Annotated in this window: 14 protein-coding genes; 3 read left to right on the plus strand and 11 right to left on the minus strand. The window is 48.1% G+C overall.

Annotation, left to right across the window (positions count from 1 at the left end; genetic code table 11):
- Nucleotides 1-105: 105 nt before the first annotated feature.
- Nucleotides 106-1,017 (minus strand): DMT family transporter, encoded by a 912-nt coding sequence (locus tag E0698_RS11040; protein WP_192511573.1) that lies wholly within the window; start codon nt 1,015-1,017, stop codon nt 106-108.
- Nucleotides 1,018-1,150: 133 nt separating this feature from the next.
- Between E0698_RS11040 and E0698_RS11045 the strand changes: the two genes are divergently transcribed.
- Nucleotides 1,151-2,644, plus strand: coding sequence for an aminotransferase class I/II-fold pyridoxal phosphate-dependent enzyme (locus E0698_RS11045; RefSeq protein WP_192511574.1), 1,494 nt, complete (start codon nt 1,151-1,153; stop codon nt 2,642-2,644).
- A 9-nt stretch (nt 2,645-2,653) separates the two neighbouring features.
- On the opposite strand, the gene E0698_RS11050 is transcribed toward E0698_RS11045, so the two are convergent.
- The gene (locus E0698_RS11050) at nt 2,654-3,424 is read right to left on the minus strand and encodes an MBL fold metallo-hydrolase (RefSeq protein ID WP_192511575.1); all 771 of its coding nucleotides are present in this window, start codon (nt 3,422-3,424) and stop codon (nt 2,654-2,656) included.
- 153 nt (nt 3,425-3,577) lie between these two features.
- Nucleotides 3,578-4,639: a sulfate/molybdate ABC transporter ATP-binding protein gene (locus tag E0698_RS11055; protein WP_192511576.1), complete on the minus strand. Its 1,062-nt coding sequence runs from the start codon at nt 4,637-4,639 to the stop codon at nt 3,578-3,580.
- Nucleotides 4,640-4,873: 234 nt separating this feature from the next.
- On the opposite strand from E0698_RS11055, the gene E0698_RS11060 reads away from it, so the two are divergent.
- On the plus strand, nt 4,874-5,275 hold the full coding sequence (locus E0698_RS11060; protein ID WP_192511577.1) for a secondary thiamine-phosphate synthase enzyme YjbQ: 402 nt from the start codon (nt 4,874-4,876) through the stop codon (nt 5,273-5,275).
- Nucleotides 5,276-5,443: 168 nt separating this feature from the next.
- Here E0698_RS11060 and E0698_RS11065 read toward each other — a convergent pair whose 3' ends face one another.
- From E0698_RS11065 to E0698_RS11075, 3 genes are all read right to left on the minus strand, one after another.
- Entirely contained in the window at nt 5,444-6,025 is a 582-nt protein-coding gene (locus tag E0698_RS11065; protein ID WP_192511578.1) for a TetR/AcrR family transcriptional regulator, read from the minus strand.
- A gap of 5 nt (nt 6,026-6,030) precedes the next feature.
- Complete coding sequence (locus E0698_RS11070) at nt 6,031-6,663, minus strand: YigZ family protein (RefSeq protein ID WP_014280426.1); 633 nt, start codon at nt 6,661-6,663, stop codon at nt 6,031-6,033.
- A 149-nt stretch (nt 6,664-6,812) separates the two neighbouring features.
- Nucleotides 6,813-8,168 (minus strand): glucose-6-phosphate isomerase, encoded by a 1,356-nt coding sequence (locus E0698_RS11075; protein WP_044644687.1) that lies wholly within the window; start codon nt 8,166-8,168, stop codon nt 6,813-6,815.
- 253 nt (nt 8,169-8,421) lie between these two features.
- Here E0698_RS11075 and E0698_RS11080 point away from each other — a divergent pair, with 253 nt between their 5' ends.
- Entirely contained in the window at nt 8,422-9,321 is a 900-nt protein-coding gene (locus E0698_RS11080; RefSeq protein ID WP_149094547.1) for an NAD(P)-dependent oxidoreductase, read from the plus strand.
- A 108-nt stretch (nt 9,322-9,429) separates the two neighbouring features.
- On the opposite strand, the gene ppnP is transcribed toward E0698_RS11080, so the two are convergent.
- The 5 genes from ppnP to E0698_RS11105 form a co-directional block, all read right to left on the minus strand.
- Nucleotides 9,430-9,744: a pyrimidine/purine nucleoside phosphorylase gene (ppnP, locus tag E0698_RS11085; protein ID WP_134910676.1), complete on the minus strand. Its 315-nt coding sequence runs from the start codon at nt 9,742-9,744 to the stop codon at nt 9,430-9,432.
- Between the two features lie 173 nt (nt 9,745-9,917).
- A complete protein-coding gene (gene tkt / locus E0698_RS11090) occupies nt 9,918-11,963 on the minus strand; it encodes a transketolase (RefSeq protein WP_192511579.1) in 2,046 nt (681 codons plus the stop codon).
- 359 nt (nt 11,964-12,322) lie between these two features.
- Nucleotides 12,323-13,438, minus strand: a complete 1,116-nt coding sequence (locus E0698_RS11095) for an RNA-guided endonuclease TnpB family protein (protein WP_192511580.1) — start codon at nt 13,436-13,438, stop codon at nt 12,323-12,325.
- Between the two features lie 11 nt (nt 13,439-13,449).
- Nucleotides 13,450-13,848 carry an IS200/IS605 family transposase gene (gene tnpA / locus E0698_RS11100; protein WP_134910679.1) on the minus strand — a complete coding sequence of 133 codons (399 nt, stop codon included), beginning with the start codon at nt 13,846-13,848 and terminating at the stop codon, nt 13,450-13,452.
- Nucleotides 13,849-14,173: 325 nt separating this feature from the next.
- The coding region (locus tag E0698_RS11105) for an IS1182 family transposase (protein WP_192511581.1) at nt 14,174-15,712 on the minus strand (1,539 nt) is incomplete at its 5' end.

The raw sequence follows: 15,712 nt of genomic DNA on the forward strand, positions 1-15,712 counted from the left end.
GAAATAGCAACACAACAAAACCTCCAAACGTCGCATGTTCAGTAACACGCGATAGCTTGGAGGTTTTTTCTGTCATATCATATGATGCCTAACAAATTCAAAATATCAGGCAGCAGAACGCACCTTTCGCCTGTTCACCAGACGGATAATTCCATTGTTCATAAGCATTAATCCGGTCACAATGAGCAGCACCCCCGCCAGCATCCACCAGCTTACATGCTCTCCGTACACCAAGGCTCCCAATCCCACCGCAATCGGCGGTGAAATATACAACCACGTCGTCGGGAAAAGAGGATTTGTACGCTCCATGAGCCAGTAAAACAGTGTATGTGCAATCATCGAACCAAACAGAATCAGATACAATAAAGAGCCCATGGCAGGAAGGTACTGCCACCCCTCAGAACTCCACGGCTCCGTGATCGCAGACAGTAACAGCAGCATCCATCCCCCATGGAGCATTTGCGCCGCATTCAGGGCAATCGGGTTCGTTTCCCGAAATACATCCATCACCCGCTTGGAATAAAGAGCGCCCCCGGAATAACACAGCTCCCCCAGCAAAATGACAAGACATCCTGCCAGCCACAGGCCGCTGATCTGAACCGCCAATCCGGGCAGCACCACCAGCACCACGCCAAGAAAGCTGATCATGCAGCCAATGACCGTAATCCGTGACGTTTTTTGCCGCAGCAGCACCGATTGCAAAATAACGATCATCATCGGTCCCGTGGCTGATAAAATGGCTCCGATGCCCGAACTGACATATTGCTCTGCCCAATATAAGGCCGAAAACGTACCGAAGGTCGTTCCAGCTCCAATGAGTACCATTTCCTTCCGCCATAATAACGACCAGCGAACTTTTCCCATCAGCTTCATGGCGATAAACAATATAGCCCCTGCTGCGAAAAAACGTACGCCTGCCGACAAAAACGGCGGAAGTCCTGCTTCTACTCCCACTTTTATAGCCAAAAACGTTGTACCAAAAATAAGACACATTACCGTAAACGCGATACCAATCATGATACGTCCCTCTCCCTTCAGTTGCTTTCAAGCATACAGGGAGATAGACAGAACAGATGTGTAACCACAGAACAGTTGTATACGGTTTTGAAATGTTTTATAGTAAAATACACACAAAAGGAGCGTGGACAGCGTGGGCAAGAACAACAGCGAATTACTCTTTCCAGCCGATCATGCCTTAAAGCTGTATGAGCAGGTCATCCATTATGTGACTGTGCGGATTGATCGCGGGGATTGGCAAGCAGACAAGAAGCTGCCGTCCGTACGAAGCTTGGCTCAGGAGCTGGGTGTACATCGGCTAACCGTTTTCCGGGCATATCAGGAGTTGAAGCAACGGGGAATGGTCTATGTAAAGGACAAATCAGGATATTACGTTCTTGCTTCCCAAGCGACCCAGCATGCGAAATATGCTGGCTACTCGGGGCATTCGTCCATTGATCTCACGTTTCACTCCGAATCCGCCCATGCGGCAGATGATCCGTCTGTTTCAGCCTGGAGGGGAATGGATGGACTTAGCCGCGTTCAATCGGTGAATGCGAATTTCCAGTTTTCCAAAGCGCTGATTGACCCGTCTCTCCTGCCCAACCGGTATTGGAGAGAGCTGATGATGCAGGTATTTGAAAAGCACCCGAAAGTAGCGGCCACCTATTCCTCTGTACAGGGCGATGCCGAGCTTCGGGATGCAATGGCGCAGCATTTTAGCGTCGATAAGCATTTTGCATTGTCACCGGACGAGGTGCTGATTACCTCCGGCGCACAGCAGGCCATCGACCTGATTTCCCGTTCTCTGATCCGGACAGGAGACCGCGTGTTGACCGAACGTCCCGCCTATGGCCCTGCTATGGAAATATTCCGCAGACAAGGCGCGCGTCTGACGATGACCGATATCCGACCGGAAGGCTATGATATGGAACAGATTGAATGGTGCATGAAAACAGAAAAGCCGCGTGTGTTCTATATCAATCCAACGTTTCATAATCCGACCGGCTTCACAGTGCCCGAGGAACAGCGCAAACGTCTGCCCGAGCTGGCCGAGCGCTATGGTTGCCTTATTGTCGAAGACGACAGCACCTATGACATCAGCTTTGGGCAAAAGCCGCCGTCACCTATTTTTGCCTATGATATTTCGGGAAGCGTCGTCTACATTCGCAGCTATAGCAAATATGTCGCGCCAGGTCTGCGAATCGCAGCCGTGACCTGCCGACCCCAGCTCATGAACAGCCTGCTGAACGTCAAAGCGCTGGTAGATAACGGTTCGCCACTGCTGAATCAGAAGCTGTTCCTGCAATACTTTCAGTCTCCACGCATGCAGCAGCATATAAAAAAGCTATGTATCGCGCTCCAAATCCGCAAGGAAACGATGGAAGACAGCCTCCGCGATTCCGGCTGGACCTGGACCAGCCCGGCAGGCGGCCTCAGTCTGTGGCTCCAGTTGCCTTCTACGTTGAAACCTAATGAACTGCTCGCCAAATGTGTGCAGGAGTCGGTCACCTTCGTACCAGGTAATGTATTCGATCCGATTGGCGAGGAAGGCAAAACGCATGTGAGATTATCCTATTCGTATGCCAACGAGCTGCAAATCAAAGAAGGCATCGCGACCCTTCTCCGTATCAGCCGGACAATGTAAGGGGCAGCATTATTCCAATGGCAGGCTCATGCCGGTCTGTGCCAGGCTGATCCCTTCCAGAAGCCCGTAGTTGCGTGTGACATCCACATCATGGGACATATGTGTAAATACCGTGCGGTTGGGTTGGAGTCTCCCTATAAGCTCCTGAGCCTCCAGCATGTCATATACCGAGCGGGTTGCATATTCGGCCTTCTCATGATAAAAGCTCGTTCCCAGCACGAGCAAATCCAGATTGTGCAGGGGCAGGATTTCCGCATCATTTAGCCCAATCGAATCCGAGCAGTAGGCCCACGAGAAGCCGTCTTTTTCCAGTCGATAAGCGTAAGCATAACCGTTCTTCCCGTGATTCACACGCCACCCCCGGATATTCCACCCTCCAAGCAAGGCCCCCTGATCGACAGGGATAAGGTCAATATGCCCCGGAAGCCAGGAAAATTGACGCAGGATCGTGTCGATCACCTCCTGTGGAGCGTACAAACGACCTCTGTTCCCGGTCCAGCGACAGGCATCTGCCCATTCCGGCAGTCCTCCAATATGGTCAAAATGTGCGTGCGTCACGAGGATCGTACCGATGAAGCGAAGCCCGCGTATTTCCATCTGCTTGCGCCAGTCCGGGCCGCAATCAATCATAAAGTCCTCCGTCTCGCTTTCGATCAGCACAGACGACCTCAGCCTCACATTTGCCCCTGTCGTGCGGGCCTCCGTACATACGAGACAATCACAATACACACGCGGAACGCCCATCGCATCCCCCGTGCCAAGAAAAATAAGCCGATTCATGGTTTAACTCCTATCTATCTGGGTGTTTTTACTACTATTATAACGAACACATCAAGTCTGCGTAAATCCTTCCAGCGCCCAACGCCAAAAGGAGCATGCCCAAACCCCTGAACTCAGGCCGGACATCCCCTTAAGTATGATCGCGTTATAACTTTAAATCATAATAGGCATTGGATCTTTCTTGAGGCGGTTTTCCACCATCCAACTGGACTGATCGTTATACAGATAAGCCCGATGCACCAGCACGTGCACCTGCTGACCAGGCTCCAGTGTGGACTTCTCCAGCGAACGGTATGTCATGAGACGATGGTTCCCGACCTGTACTTCAATCATCCATTCACTCCCACGGAAATGCAAATGCTTCACAATGCCTTCCTCGGTCGCCGACAGAAGCGCAAACTCCTCGCTTGGCCCGACATCAATATACTCCGGACGGATCAAGGCACGTGCTCCCGTTCCGGCAGCTTCCTCGAAGCCTTTGAGACTGCCCGCCTGTTCGATCACCGTGGATTCCCCAATAAAGGAAGCTACGAACGGGGTCCCCGGTTTTTTATAAATATCCCAAGGTGTTCCCTTCTGCTCCAGCCGTCCCTGATTAATCACCATAATTTCGTCAGCTACTTCAATCGCCTCATCTTGATCATGGGTGACGAAAATTGAAGTGATCCCCACTCGCTCAATCAACTCCCGCAGCCAGGTACGCAGCTCCTGACGGATCTTGGCGTCAATGGCTGCAAAAGGCTCATCCAGCAGCAGTAATTGAGGCTCCGGTGCCAAGGCGCGCGCAAAAGCAACCCGCTGCCGCTGTCCACCAGACAACTGATGCGGATAACGATGCTCGAAGCCTTTGAGCCCTGTCAGCTCGACCAGCTCTGTGACGCGTTCCTTGATGCGGGCTTTGGAGCTTTTTTTCACTTTTAGACCAAAGGCAATATTGTCGTACACGCTCATGTGCTTGAACAAAGCATAGTTTTGAAATACAAATCCGATTCCGCGTTCCTGCGGGGCCAGCTCGTTTACCCTTTTCCCGTGAAAATGAATTTCGCCCGCATCCGGTTGTTCCAGACCTGCCAAAATCCGAAGAATGGACGTTTTACCGCCACCACTCGGACCGAGTAAACCAATCAGATGACCCGCTTGAATATCAAAGGATACGTCCTTAACCGCATGAAAATTACCGAAATGCTTGTTTAGACCCCTTACTTCCACATGCATAACCGTACACTTCCTTTCCGCTTCTGAACCTGTGCAGGAACAGCAGCAGCCTTGCTTACCGCAAAGCGCGTACCTCATTTGAAATCATTTTATTATTCCAATGTATATACTATGTTTTCCTTATGTGATACTTTATCAAAGGAAAGCTTTCGTCGTCAACTCTATATATTACGTCAGGTGTTCATTGGGTAAAGTAAAATGGGTAAAATAATAAGAAGAAGGGAGAGGGTGATAATGTTGCATACTTTAGAATTATCCACTAGCGGACGAGATGAGATGCGTGATATTACACGTGAGGTCGCTTCATTAATACAACAAAGCGGAGTTCAGGAAGGCACCGCACTGATCTATTGTCCACACACAACAGCCGGAATAGCCATTAATGAAAATGCCGACCCTGACGTCAAACATGATGTGATTTTAAGGCTGGACGAGGTTTATCCGTGGGAGCATCCCCAATATCGCCATATGGAAGGAAATACGGCATCCCACCTTAAATCTATCACCACGGGACCCTCTCAGACTGTCATTATTCATGACGGAAAATTGTTGCTCGGACGGTGGCAGGGAATTTATTTTTGCGAATTCGACGGACCACGCAGACGCCAGTATCATGTGAAAATCATAAAAGGCTGATCTTGCAAAAAAACAGACCATGATGTTCTCCTGCTGGATGCATCATCGTCTGTTACAATCTCAGTCGCTTTCGCAAAGTACCGTAATGATAAGGCACCGTCATGAAGTGAATATACCCGGAAAAGCGCCCTACAGATTCATAGCCGAGGCGTGTGATTGCAGGTACGCTCATAGGTTTTTGCACAGCAGCTTTACATGTGCCAAAGCAGCGGGCCTGATTTCTTCAAATGTTAAACCATCCTGAATGTAAAAGGACACAAAGCCGTGCATAGACAAAAACAGACTTTGCGGTACTCGTGAACAATCTTCCTCTGAATGTCCCTGACCACTTAATTCCTGACGGATCATGGACGCGAATAATTCCACACAACGGTTTTGCTCCGTGCGACAGTAAGCGAACAGTTCTTCATCGTGCATCATGAACATAATTTCGTATTGATAAGGATTTTCCAAGCCAAAACGGATAAACTCCAGCATCAAGTACTCCAGTCTGTTCAGACCATCCTCTGGGGTGCCTGTTGCTCCTTGTAGTAGAATTCCGCGTAACGTATTAAAATCCTCAATTACAATGGCGTAGAACAGTTCAGCCTTCTCTTTAAAATGATAGTATAACGAACCATGACTGTAACCCAGATGCTGGCCAATGCTGCGCATTGAAATAGCACGGTAGCCCTTGGTAATAAACAAGTGCCTGGCCGCTTCCAGAATCCGCCCTCTTGACAACTCCTGTTCTACTGCTCTTCTAGCCATATTTTTTATTCCCCTTCAATAAAGTAAAGCTGCTCTCCCTCCGACACAAGCGATTGCCCCTGTGTCAAGTCTGTTATCCAGTTGCTGAAGGATTCCGCATCACCAGCCAGCGGCAGACAGGTTAAGGTAACTTTATCCGTAAACATGGTTTCTCCAGTACGGATGCTGCGATTTCGCAATTCATTTTCCACTTTGCCCAACCAGGTGTAATCCAATTCCACGAAAATTTCACGATGCAGCACACGCGTAATCGCATCCCCTGCCTCAATTGCTGCAACAGCACCGTCTGAATATGCACGAATCAGACCGCCTGCTCCCAGCAAAATCCCCCCAAAGTAACGGGTAACGACAATCGCCACATTTTTCAGCTTCTGGTTACGAATAACCTCCAAAATGGGCTTGCCCGCCGTACCGCTCGGTTCTCCGTCATCCGATTGCTTCTGGATTTCGTCTCGTTCCCCGATCATGTAAGCAGAACAATTATGGGTTGCGTTCCAATGCTCTTTTTTAATGCGCTCGATAAAAGCCGCCGCTTCTTCCTCGGTCTGAACAGGCTGGATGTGACCGATAAAACGGGATTTCCGGATCACAATTTCCTTGCTGCCGGAGCCGCGTACAGTTCGGTATTGTTCCAACATATCACAAATAACCTTCCTTACTTCATTTTACAAGAAAGCAGTCCCCCGCTTCTGGCAGCCGGTGAACTGCTTTCCTGTACTTTATTTGGTGCTATACACTATAACGCTCCTATCTGAAATCCTGTTTCAGTCAGGAGTTTACAGCTTCCTTATTCGGACAATCTCGCTTCAAGCTCAGCTTTTTGCTCTTCGAAGCCTGGTTTACCCAGCAGAGCAAACATGTTTTTCTTGTAAGCTTCTACGCCCGGTTGATCGAACGGATTCACACCCAACAGGTAGCCGCTGATGCCGCAAGCTTTTTCGAAGAAATAAGCCAGGTACCCGAAGGAGTAAGGGCTTAAGTCAGGAATGTTCACGATCAGATTCGGTACTTGTCCGTCTGTGTGAGCCAGCAATGTACCCTGGAATGCTTTTTTATTTACAAAGTCCACCGTTTTGCCTGCCAGGAAGTTCAGTCCATCCAGATCATCCTCATCTGCTTCGATGGTGATGTGGCTAGGTACATTTTCCACTTGGATAACCGTTTCGAAAATGTTACGGCTACCTTCCTGAATGAATTGTCCCATGGAGTGCAGGTCTGTCGAGAAGTCAACGGAAGCAGGGTAGATACCTTTGTAATCCTTGCCTTCGCTTTCGCCGTACAGTTGTTTCCACCACTCAGAAACGAAATGCAGGGACGGCTCATAGTTCACGAGAATTTCAATAGCTTTACCTTTGCGGTACAACGCGTTACGAACGGCTGCATATTGGTAAGCCTCGTTCTCAGCTACATTCGGATTGCTGTATTCCTTGGAAGCGTCTGCCGCCCCTTGGAGCATTTCCTCAATGTTAATGCCAGCTGTAGCAATCGGCAGCAAGCCTACTGCTGTCAGCACGGAGTAACGGCCACCTACATCATCAGGAATAATGAAGGATTCGTAGCCTTCCTCGTTAGCCAGTTTTTTCAGAGCGCCGCGTTCTTTATCTGTTGTTGCATAAATGCGTTTGCGCGCTTCTTCTTTACCGTATTTTTTCTCCAGAGCCGCACGGAATACGCGGAAAGCGATAGCTGGCTCTGTTGTTGTACCTGATTTGGAAATGACATTCACGGAGAAGTCTTTTCCTTCAATCAGTTCCAACAGATGATTCACATATGTAGAGCTGATGTTGTTGCCTGCAAAATAAACAGCAGGGCCTTTGCGCTTGTCTTTAGGCAGTGCATTATGGAAGGAATGCGACAGCATTTCAATCGCAGCGCGTGCGCCAAGGTAAGAACCGCCGATGCCGATTACGATCAACACTTCGGAATCACTTTGGATTTTAGCAGCAGCTTTTTGGATGCGTGCAAACTCTTCTTTATCATAATTGGTAGGCAAGTCAATCCAACCCAGGAAATCGGAACCCACACCGGTTTGGTTATGAAGCTGTTCATGAGCCAGCTTGATCGGTTCTGCAAAATAATCAATTTCGTGCTGCCCTATAAAGGAGAGCGCTTTGGTGTAATCGAAAATAACTTTTTTAGACATGTTTGGAACCTCCTGTTTTGTATTGCTAAGACCATGAATACGAACATAAGGACTTAGGAATAGGATACTTTAATTTGCAGGGCCTGACAAGCTTGCGTTACCTGTGCGTCCGGTGCCTTGCCAGACCCTAGTGTAGATAGGGTGGGATACCCATGCTACAATAAATAGAGATCAACCTATATTTAAGCAGTCAATTCAAGCCGAACTCGCATCTGCATCGGACGGCAACCTCCAACAAGAAAGGTGATTAGCTATGAAAAACATCGGATTTATCGGACTGGGCACCATGGGCGCCCCGATGGCATCCAATCTGTTGAAGCAGGGATATGGAGTCACGGTCTACAATCGCACTGCCTCACGCTGTGAGCCACTTGTAGAGCAAGGCGCGCGTACGGCTTCAACGCCCCGTGAAGCGGCTGAAGGTCAGCAACTGGTCATTACCATGGTCAGCGATGATCACTCGATCCGTGATATCTACTACGGCGAGCACGGCGTGTTTGCCGGTCTTACGTCTGGTGTAACCGTGATGGACAACAGCACCATTTCACCTGAGCTGGTCAAACAACTAGCCGCCGAAGCGGACAAACTGGGCTGTTCCTTCATTGATGCTCCGGTAACGGGCAGTAAGCCTGCTGCTGTGGACGGTACGCTCGTGTTCATGGTCGGCGGTGACGCGGAGGCCATTGCCGCACAGTCGGACGTTTTTGATACGCTGGGCAAAAAAGTGCTCCACATGGGACCGAATGGCAGCGGGGCCGTAGCCAAGCTCGCACATAACACGATGGTCGGTATTAACAATCTCGCTCTGGCTGAGGGCTTTGCCATCGCCGCCAAATCCGGTATTCCGGCGGACAGCTTCCTGGAGCTGGTACAGCTCGGATCGGCAGGCAGCAAGGCTGCTGACCTGAAAGGACGCAAAATCATCGAGCATGATTTCAGCAACCAGTTCTCACTTGCCTTGATGCTCAAAGACTTGAAGCTCGCTGCCTCGCTGACGGATAGCCTGTCCATTCCGACGCCTATGCTCTCCATTGCCAAGAGCCTGTTTCAAGCCGGGCAAACGCAAGGCTACGGCGACGAGGACTTGTCCGCTGTGGTGAAGACCTATGAAACGTGGATCGGCCGCACTATTGGCGGCAAGCCACTCGAATAGGCCGCATCCTTCTTTTTAAACCACGTTGCTGTGCTTTTGCATATATCGCATAGCTTAGGGTAAGCCCACTTGACTTAAAGTCGAGTGGTGCTTGCCCTTTTTCGCTACTTATTCCGGGTAAGAACAGCAGTAATCCGTTACGCTTCGTACTTCCAACTTGAATGATGATTGTGCAGGCACGTGAAATGTTGCTGTTCCCTGAATTTCCAGCCATTCCTCAGCACCTGGAAGCAGCACTTTCAAATCCCCTGCCAAAATCTCCATGATCTCACGGGAATCCGTGCCGAATTCATACGTTCCCGGCAGCATAATTCCCAATGTTACCTTACTGCCGTCACCCAAAATGACCGTACGGCTTGTAACCTGACCGTCGTAATATATATTTGCTTTTTTAACTACGCTGACTCCATCAAACTGTGTCATTCGTTATCCCCTCATCTGCTCATCAATGGTTGAATGAAATTTATGCATCATCATAACATAGTTTTAATCCAAGCCTCAGTATAAAAATACACAAGGCTACAAAATTCCTCAATGTATTAAACAAACAGCCGTAAGCCTTACTCAGGTTACGACTGTCTGTTTAATAGGTTGTTTTATTTCAACAAAGCTTTTACACGATTAACAACGTTCTCTACCGTAAAGCCATATTCCTTAATGACGCGGTCGCCAGGTGCGGATGCGCCAAATGTGCTGATACCGAGAATGTCGCCTTGGTCGCCGACATATTTTTCCCAGCCCAGTGGATAAGCCATTTCTACAGCCAAACGAGCTTTTACTTCAGGCAGCAGAACGGAATCTTTATATGCTTTGTCTTGTTTTTCGAACAGATCCCAGCTTGGGAAGCTGATAACACGTACTTGGATACCTTGTTCCGCAAGTGCTTCCTGAGCTTTAACAGCCAGTTGTACTTCGGAACCCGTAGCCAGAATTTGAGCAACCGGCTTGCCGTCTGTCGCATCTGCAACGACATAAGCACCGCGTTTGATACCTTCGCGTGCATGTTCAGCAGTAGCAGCCAGGATTGGCAGGTTTTGACGAGTCAATACCAGAGCAACCGGGTTTTTCTTGTTTTCCAGCGTGTAAGCCCAAGCAGCGGAAGTTTCATTACCATCCGCCGGACGAATAACCGTCAGGTTCGGGATAATACGCAGGGAAGCCAATTGTTCGATCGGCTCATGAGTCGGGCCATCTTCACCAACAGCAATACTGTCGTGAGTCAGAACGTAAGTTACAGGCAATCCCATCAGAGCTGCCAGACGAACGGCCGGACGCAGGTAATCCGTAAACACGAAGAATGTACCGCCGAATACTTTTACCCCTTGGTGCAATGTCATACCATTCATCGCAGCAGCCATACCGAACTCGCGGATACCGAAATAGATGTTACGGCCGGCATAGTCTTCTGGCGTAAAGTTCGTCAGGTTGTTCAAGTGTGTCATCGTGGAGCTTTCCAGATCGGCAGATCCGCCAGTCAGGAACGGTACGTTTGGAGCCAATCCGTTCAGTGCATTACCAGAAGCCACGCGAGTCGAAACTGCTTTGTCTTCAGTTGTGTACTTCGGAAGGTCACGGTCCCATCCTTCTGGAAGGTCGCCGTTTACGGCTGTTTCGAACTGAGCTGCCAGGTCAGGGTGAGCCGCTTTGTATTTCGCGAACTGCTCATCCCATGCTTTGTTCGCTGCGATGCCGCGCTCTTTTACTTTCGCAAAATGCTCGCGAACCTCTTGCGGTACGTGGAAGTCCTCTTCGTATACCCATTTGTAAAATTCTTTAGTCAGCTTGGCTTCGTCTGCACCCAGTGGGGAACCGTGAGTACCGCCATGTCCGCCTTTACCTTGTTTGTTCGGGCTTCCGTAGCCGATGACTGTTTTCACTTCAATCAACGTAGGACGTGTGGAGTCCCCTTGTGCTTCCTCAATCGCTTTTTGGATCGCTGGAAGATCGTTACCATTCTCTACGCGCAGTACTTGCCAGTTGTAAGCTTCAAAGCGTTTTGCAACACTTTCGGAAGAAGACAGGTTCAGCTTGCCGTCCAGTGTAATATCGTTGGAATCAAACAATACGATCAGCTTGCCCAATTGCAGACGCCCAGCCAGCGAAGCCGCTTCGTGAGACAGGCCTTCCATCAGATCGCCGTCGCCGCAGATTGCATATGTGAAGTGATCCACAACTTTGAATTGATCTTTATTATAGGTTGCGCCCAGTTGAGCTTCAGCCATTGCCATACCTACGGCCATAGCTACGCCTTGTCCCAGAGGTCCGGTTGTAGCGTCTACACCAGCAGTGTGTCCAAACTCAGGATGACCTGGTGTAAGGCTGCCCCATTGACGGAATTGTTTCAGTTCTTCCATAGGCAGATCATAGCCGCTCAGGTGAAGCAGGCTGTACAGCAGCATGGAGCCGTGTCCTGCGGACAGTACAAAACGGTCACGGTTAATCCATGTAGGGTGATTCGGGTTATGATTCATCGTTTTAGCAAAAAGTTGGTAGCCCATCGGCGCGGAACCCATCGGCATGCCGGGATGTCCCGAGTTTGCTTTCTCGATAGCATCGATTGCCAACGTACGGATTGTCGTAATGGACAAATTGTCGAGCGTGGAGTTTTCATCCTTTTGAATCGCTTGATTCTGGTCAGTCATAGTTAGCCTCCTCATATTGTAAAAAGTATGCCAATTGCATTTGGTCATGCTCTTCAATACCGCCGTCCGATATAGTAACGACGCCCATTGAAGTGAGTGAATCTGCTTGAATGTTTCAATATGACTTATACATCCTTAAATATTGTACCATTTGCCGTGCAGGTTTGCCAGATCGTTTATAAAGATGGTTGTCGAAATGTCGTACCGAGTCCTCATATAAATATACCCGTAAAGTATTAACCTCATGTGAACTACCCTCCACTTACGCTAAGGCTTAGAGGTGAGGGCTTCTAAGGTAATCGTACCTAACGGTACGAAATTTACTTAGCTATCAAGCCTGAACCATGCTCTATTGTGGGCTACAATTGTTCTAACAGCCGCAATCCTTCGTTTCTGATATTAATAGAAGCGTTCCCATCCCTATCTGACACAAAACCACATTCACAGTGGAATATACGTTCAGAAAGGGATAGAGATTCCTTTACTTTACCGCAACACGAGCAAGTCTTAGACGATGGAAACCACTTGTCTAATTTTATCAGTTTTTTTCCTTGCTCCTCTAACTTGTATTGGAGTAATGTCGTGAACATTCCCCAAGCATTGTCAGCAACGCTTTTGCCAAAATTCAGGGCTTGCGACATTCCTTTCATATTGAGGTCTTCAATGACCACGCCATCATACCGTTTGGCCAATTTGTGTGATTCCTTATGTAGAAAGTCTTTTCGTTGGTTGGTGATTTTTTCATGAATCTTTGCTACTACCATCCTTTGCTTGTTCCAGCGAGAAGAACCTTTCACACGTCTGGATAAGGTACGTTGTGCTTTCACTAAACGATCTAACATTTGACGGTAGAAACGAGGATAATTGGCTTTCTCATCCTCACTACCGACATATAGTTCAGCCATTGTAAAGTCTAACCCAACAACGGTTTCGACTTGTTTTTGAATACGTTCCGTCTCATATTCAGTGAGAATAGACACGTAGTATTTCCCAGTGGATGTCATCGAGACCGTACATGACTTCATGATATGTTCAGCAGGGATTTCTCTATGTTGTTTTACTTTCACCCGTTTGAGCTTTGGTAATTTGATATAGCCATTCATAAGCATAATGTTTCCGTTCACAACATGGGTTGTGTATGATTTTCTTGCCTTCTTACTCTTGAATGCAGGGAAATTAGTCGTTCCACTATAGAAATTTCTGTAAGCAGTCTGCAAGTTTAATTGGGCATTAGCCAATGCCAAAGAATCGACTTCTTTCAGCCACACAAACTCATCTTTATACTTAGCAGGGGTAGGGAACTTTCGCTTTTTCAAGGCTTCTTTATCGTCCTTGAATTGTTCGTATACTTCCTTGCGTTCAGCTAACATTTTGTTATACACAAAACGAACACAACCAAAAGTTTTACGCATAAGGTGGGCTTGTTCCTCTGTTGGATACAAACGGAACTTATATGCTTTATTATATTTAGCCATATATTCTCACCTCACTTTTGACCTTGATTTTCTATATACTTCTTTATTACCTCAACAGGCGAGCCACCTGTTGTAAGTAAGCAAAAACTTCTTGACCAAAACATTTCTTTCCAAAGCTTTTTTCTGACTTGCGGAAAATCTCTTTTGATGAGTCGAGAACTTGCACTCTTATACGCATTTATGAACTTTGTCATTTCAGTGTTCGGATGTGCTTTGAACAGAACGTGAACATGGTTATTGTCATGATTCCATTCTATTAGAGTTATGTTGTAACCCTCCGCAAGTCGCACAAACATGTCTTTTGCATAATCGGATATTTCATCATCAAATACATTTCTTCTATATTTCACGACAAGTACGAGATGATAATACAATAAGAATACTGAATGATTATTACTATCTAATTTCATTGATATACCAATCCTTATACTCGATACGACTGATTATAAACCTATCCAAATAATAAGCAAACCTTTTTGGCTACGCCAAACTGAAACTCATCTCCACCTTACCGTTGGAACTAATGTTCCTTAACACGCTTGAAGATGGAGACTTAATTTAGAAAATCGTTTAAAAATCATAAAATCGCGAAAAATAATGCATTTTGTCCGGTTTTGACACCCGCAGTCTGTAGAAAAAAGCAAAAGGGGCTGTCCCAAAAGTAGATTTCGACGTTAGAGACAACCCTTCTCATTCTAAAAAACCACAAAAGTCAGCAAAGCAGCGATTCTCCCGTTATTGGAGAATCGCTGCTTTGCGTTTTTGGTCCACTGCGGCTTGCTTCAGCACATTATGGGCAAGTGAAAGCCAGCCGACCTCAAGCGTCACCTTCTCCATGCCGCGAAGCAGAAACCGCCGGAAACCCCGGTTGTTTTTCAGTTGTCCAAATACGCTTTCCGGTTCCGTCATTCGGCGCACGGCCAAGGTGTACCCTTCTTCACTTCGAAGGATTTCCCGAGCTTGGTTCTGGTATCTTAGCCGTTCCACACTGACGACTACTTCCCGATTTCCTTCCGCCTTCGTACAACGGTCCTTCAGGAGGCAGCCGTCACAAGAGTTGCTTCGGTAATGACGTTTGCGAATCTCGTATCCACTCTTTAAGGTTTCCTTTCTTTCTCTGCGGAAATGCAGTGTTTGTCCAGCCTTGCAGGTCCATGTATCCTCTGCCTCGTTGTATGTCCAGTTCTCTATCTTTCCGATATCCGCTTTCCACGCCTTGCTCTTCTCTTTATGGTAGCTGCCGTATTTAACGACAGCCTGGATCTTTTCCTTTTCCAGGTAGGCGTAGTTTTCTTCACTGCCGTAACCTGCGTCTGCAATGACGGTCTGTGGAAATCCCCCCAGTAGTTTCTGAGCTTTTTCCATATGCGGCTGCAAACAGCGAGTATCCGTCGGTCGTTGGTGAACACTGTAGGCTAAAATGAACTGGTTTTCGGTTCCGACCTGCACATTATATCCGGGTTTCAGTTGACCGTTTCGCATGTGGTCTTCCTTCATCCGCATGAAGGTCGCGTCCGGGTCGGTCTTGCTGAAGCTGTTTCGGTCCCCAAGCAGGGTTTTGTATTGCTCATACTTCAGCAGCCTTGGCAGCAAATCCTTGCGAAGCTTCCGAACGGCTTTCTTCAGCGTTTTGTCCTTGGGCTTGTCCAGAAGTTGCGACTCCAGCGCTTGGGTCATGTGTTCGAGTTTCTCACTACTCATCTCTAACGATTCGCCGAGTTCGACAAGATCTTTACCTTGGTGCTCGCACTCTTCCTGGTGCTCTGCGGCTTCGATGCTGGCAAACAGCACGTGTACATTCTCTTGCAACTTGGCCTTGTGTTTAGTCACGGCCTTGCCCCAAACAAATGTGTAGCGATTGGCATTGGCCTCGATCTTGGTACCATCTACGAAGTAATGCTCCAGGGAGACGTATTCTTCTTCCGCCAGAAATTGAAGCACGGCGGTGAATACCGTTTCAAGAACGTCCTTCATCCGCTGAGAACGGAAACGATTAAGGGTACGGAAGTCCGGGCGTTGCCGTCCGGCCAACCACATGAAGGGGATATTCTCCCGAAGCGCTTTAGCGATTTGCCGGGAGGAGTAAATGCGCTGTGTATAAGCGTAGATGATGACTTTTGTCAGCATTTTAGGATGGTAGCTGTTGCGGCCACCGCCGGGATAGGCGGCGTCAAAGATGGTGTCGTCCAGTCGATTCACGGCTGCATTAACGACACGAACGAGGTGATTAGGAGGAATATCTTCTTCTAAATCCATTGGCAAGCAAAGTTGGTC

Origin of the sequence: Paenibacillus sp. 23TSA30-6, assembly GCF_014858585.1 — a bacterium.
Classification (GTDB): Bacteria; Bacillota; Bacilli; order Paenibacillales; family Paenibacillaceae; genus Paenibacillus.

Coding starts and splice junctions, on each gene's coding strand:
- E0698_RS11040 (WP_192511573.1), bottom strand. CDS start 1,017: ATGATTGGTATCGCGTTTACGGTAATGTGTCTTATTTTTGGTACAACG.
- E0698_RS11050 (WP_192511575.1), bottom strand. CDS start 3,424: ATGAATCGGCTTATTTTTCTTGGCACGGGGGATGCGATGGGCGTTCCG.
- E0698_RS11055 (WP_192511576.1), bottom strand. CDS start 4,639: ATGCATGTGGAAGTAAGGGGTCTAAACAAGCATTTCGGTAATTTTCAT.
- E0698_RS11060 (WP_192511577.1), top strand. CDS start 4,874: ATGTTGCATACTTTAGAATTATCCACTAGCGGACGAGATGAGATGCGT.
- E0698_RS11065 (WP_192511578.1), bottom strand. CDS start 6,025: ATGGCTAGAAGAGCAGTAGAACAGGAGTTGTCAAGAGGGCGGATTCTG.
- E0698_RS11070 (WP_014280426.1), bottom strand. CDS start 6,663: ATGTTGGAACAATACCGAACTGTACGCGGCTCCGGCAGCAAGGAAATT.
- E0698_RS11075 (WP_044644687.1), bottom strand. CDS start 8,168: ATGTCTAAAAAAGTTATTTTCGATTACACCAAAGCGCTCTCCTTTATA.
- E0698_RS11080 (WP_149094547.1), top strand. CDS start 8,422: ATGAAAAACATCGGATTTATCGGACTGGGCACCATGGGCGCCCCGATG.
- ppnP (WP_134910676.1), bottom strand. CDS start 9,744: ATGACACAGTTTGATGGAGTCAGCGTAGTTAAAAAAGCAAATATATAT.
- tkt (WP_192511579.1), bottom strand. CDS start 11,963: ATGACTGACCAGAATCAAGCGATTCAAAAGGATGAAAACTCCACGCTC.
- E0698_RS11095 (WP_192511580.1), bottom strand. CDS start 13,438: ATGGCTAAATATAATAAAGCATATAAGTTCCGTTTGTATCCAACAGAG.
- tnpA (WP_134910679.1), bottom strand. CDS start 13,848: ATGAAATTAGATAGTAATAATCATTCAGTATTCTTATTGTATTATCAT.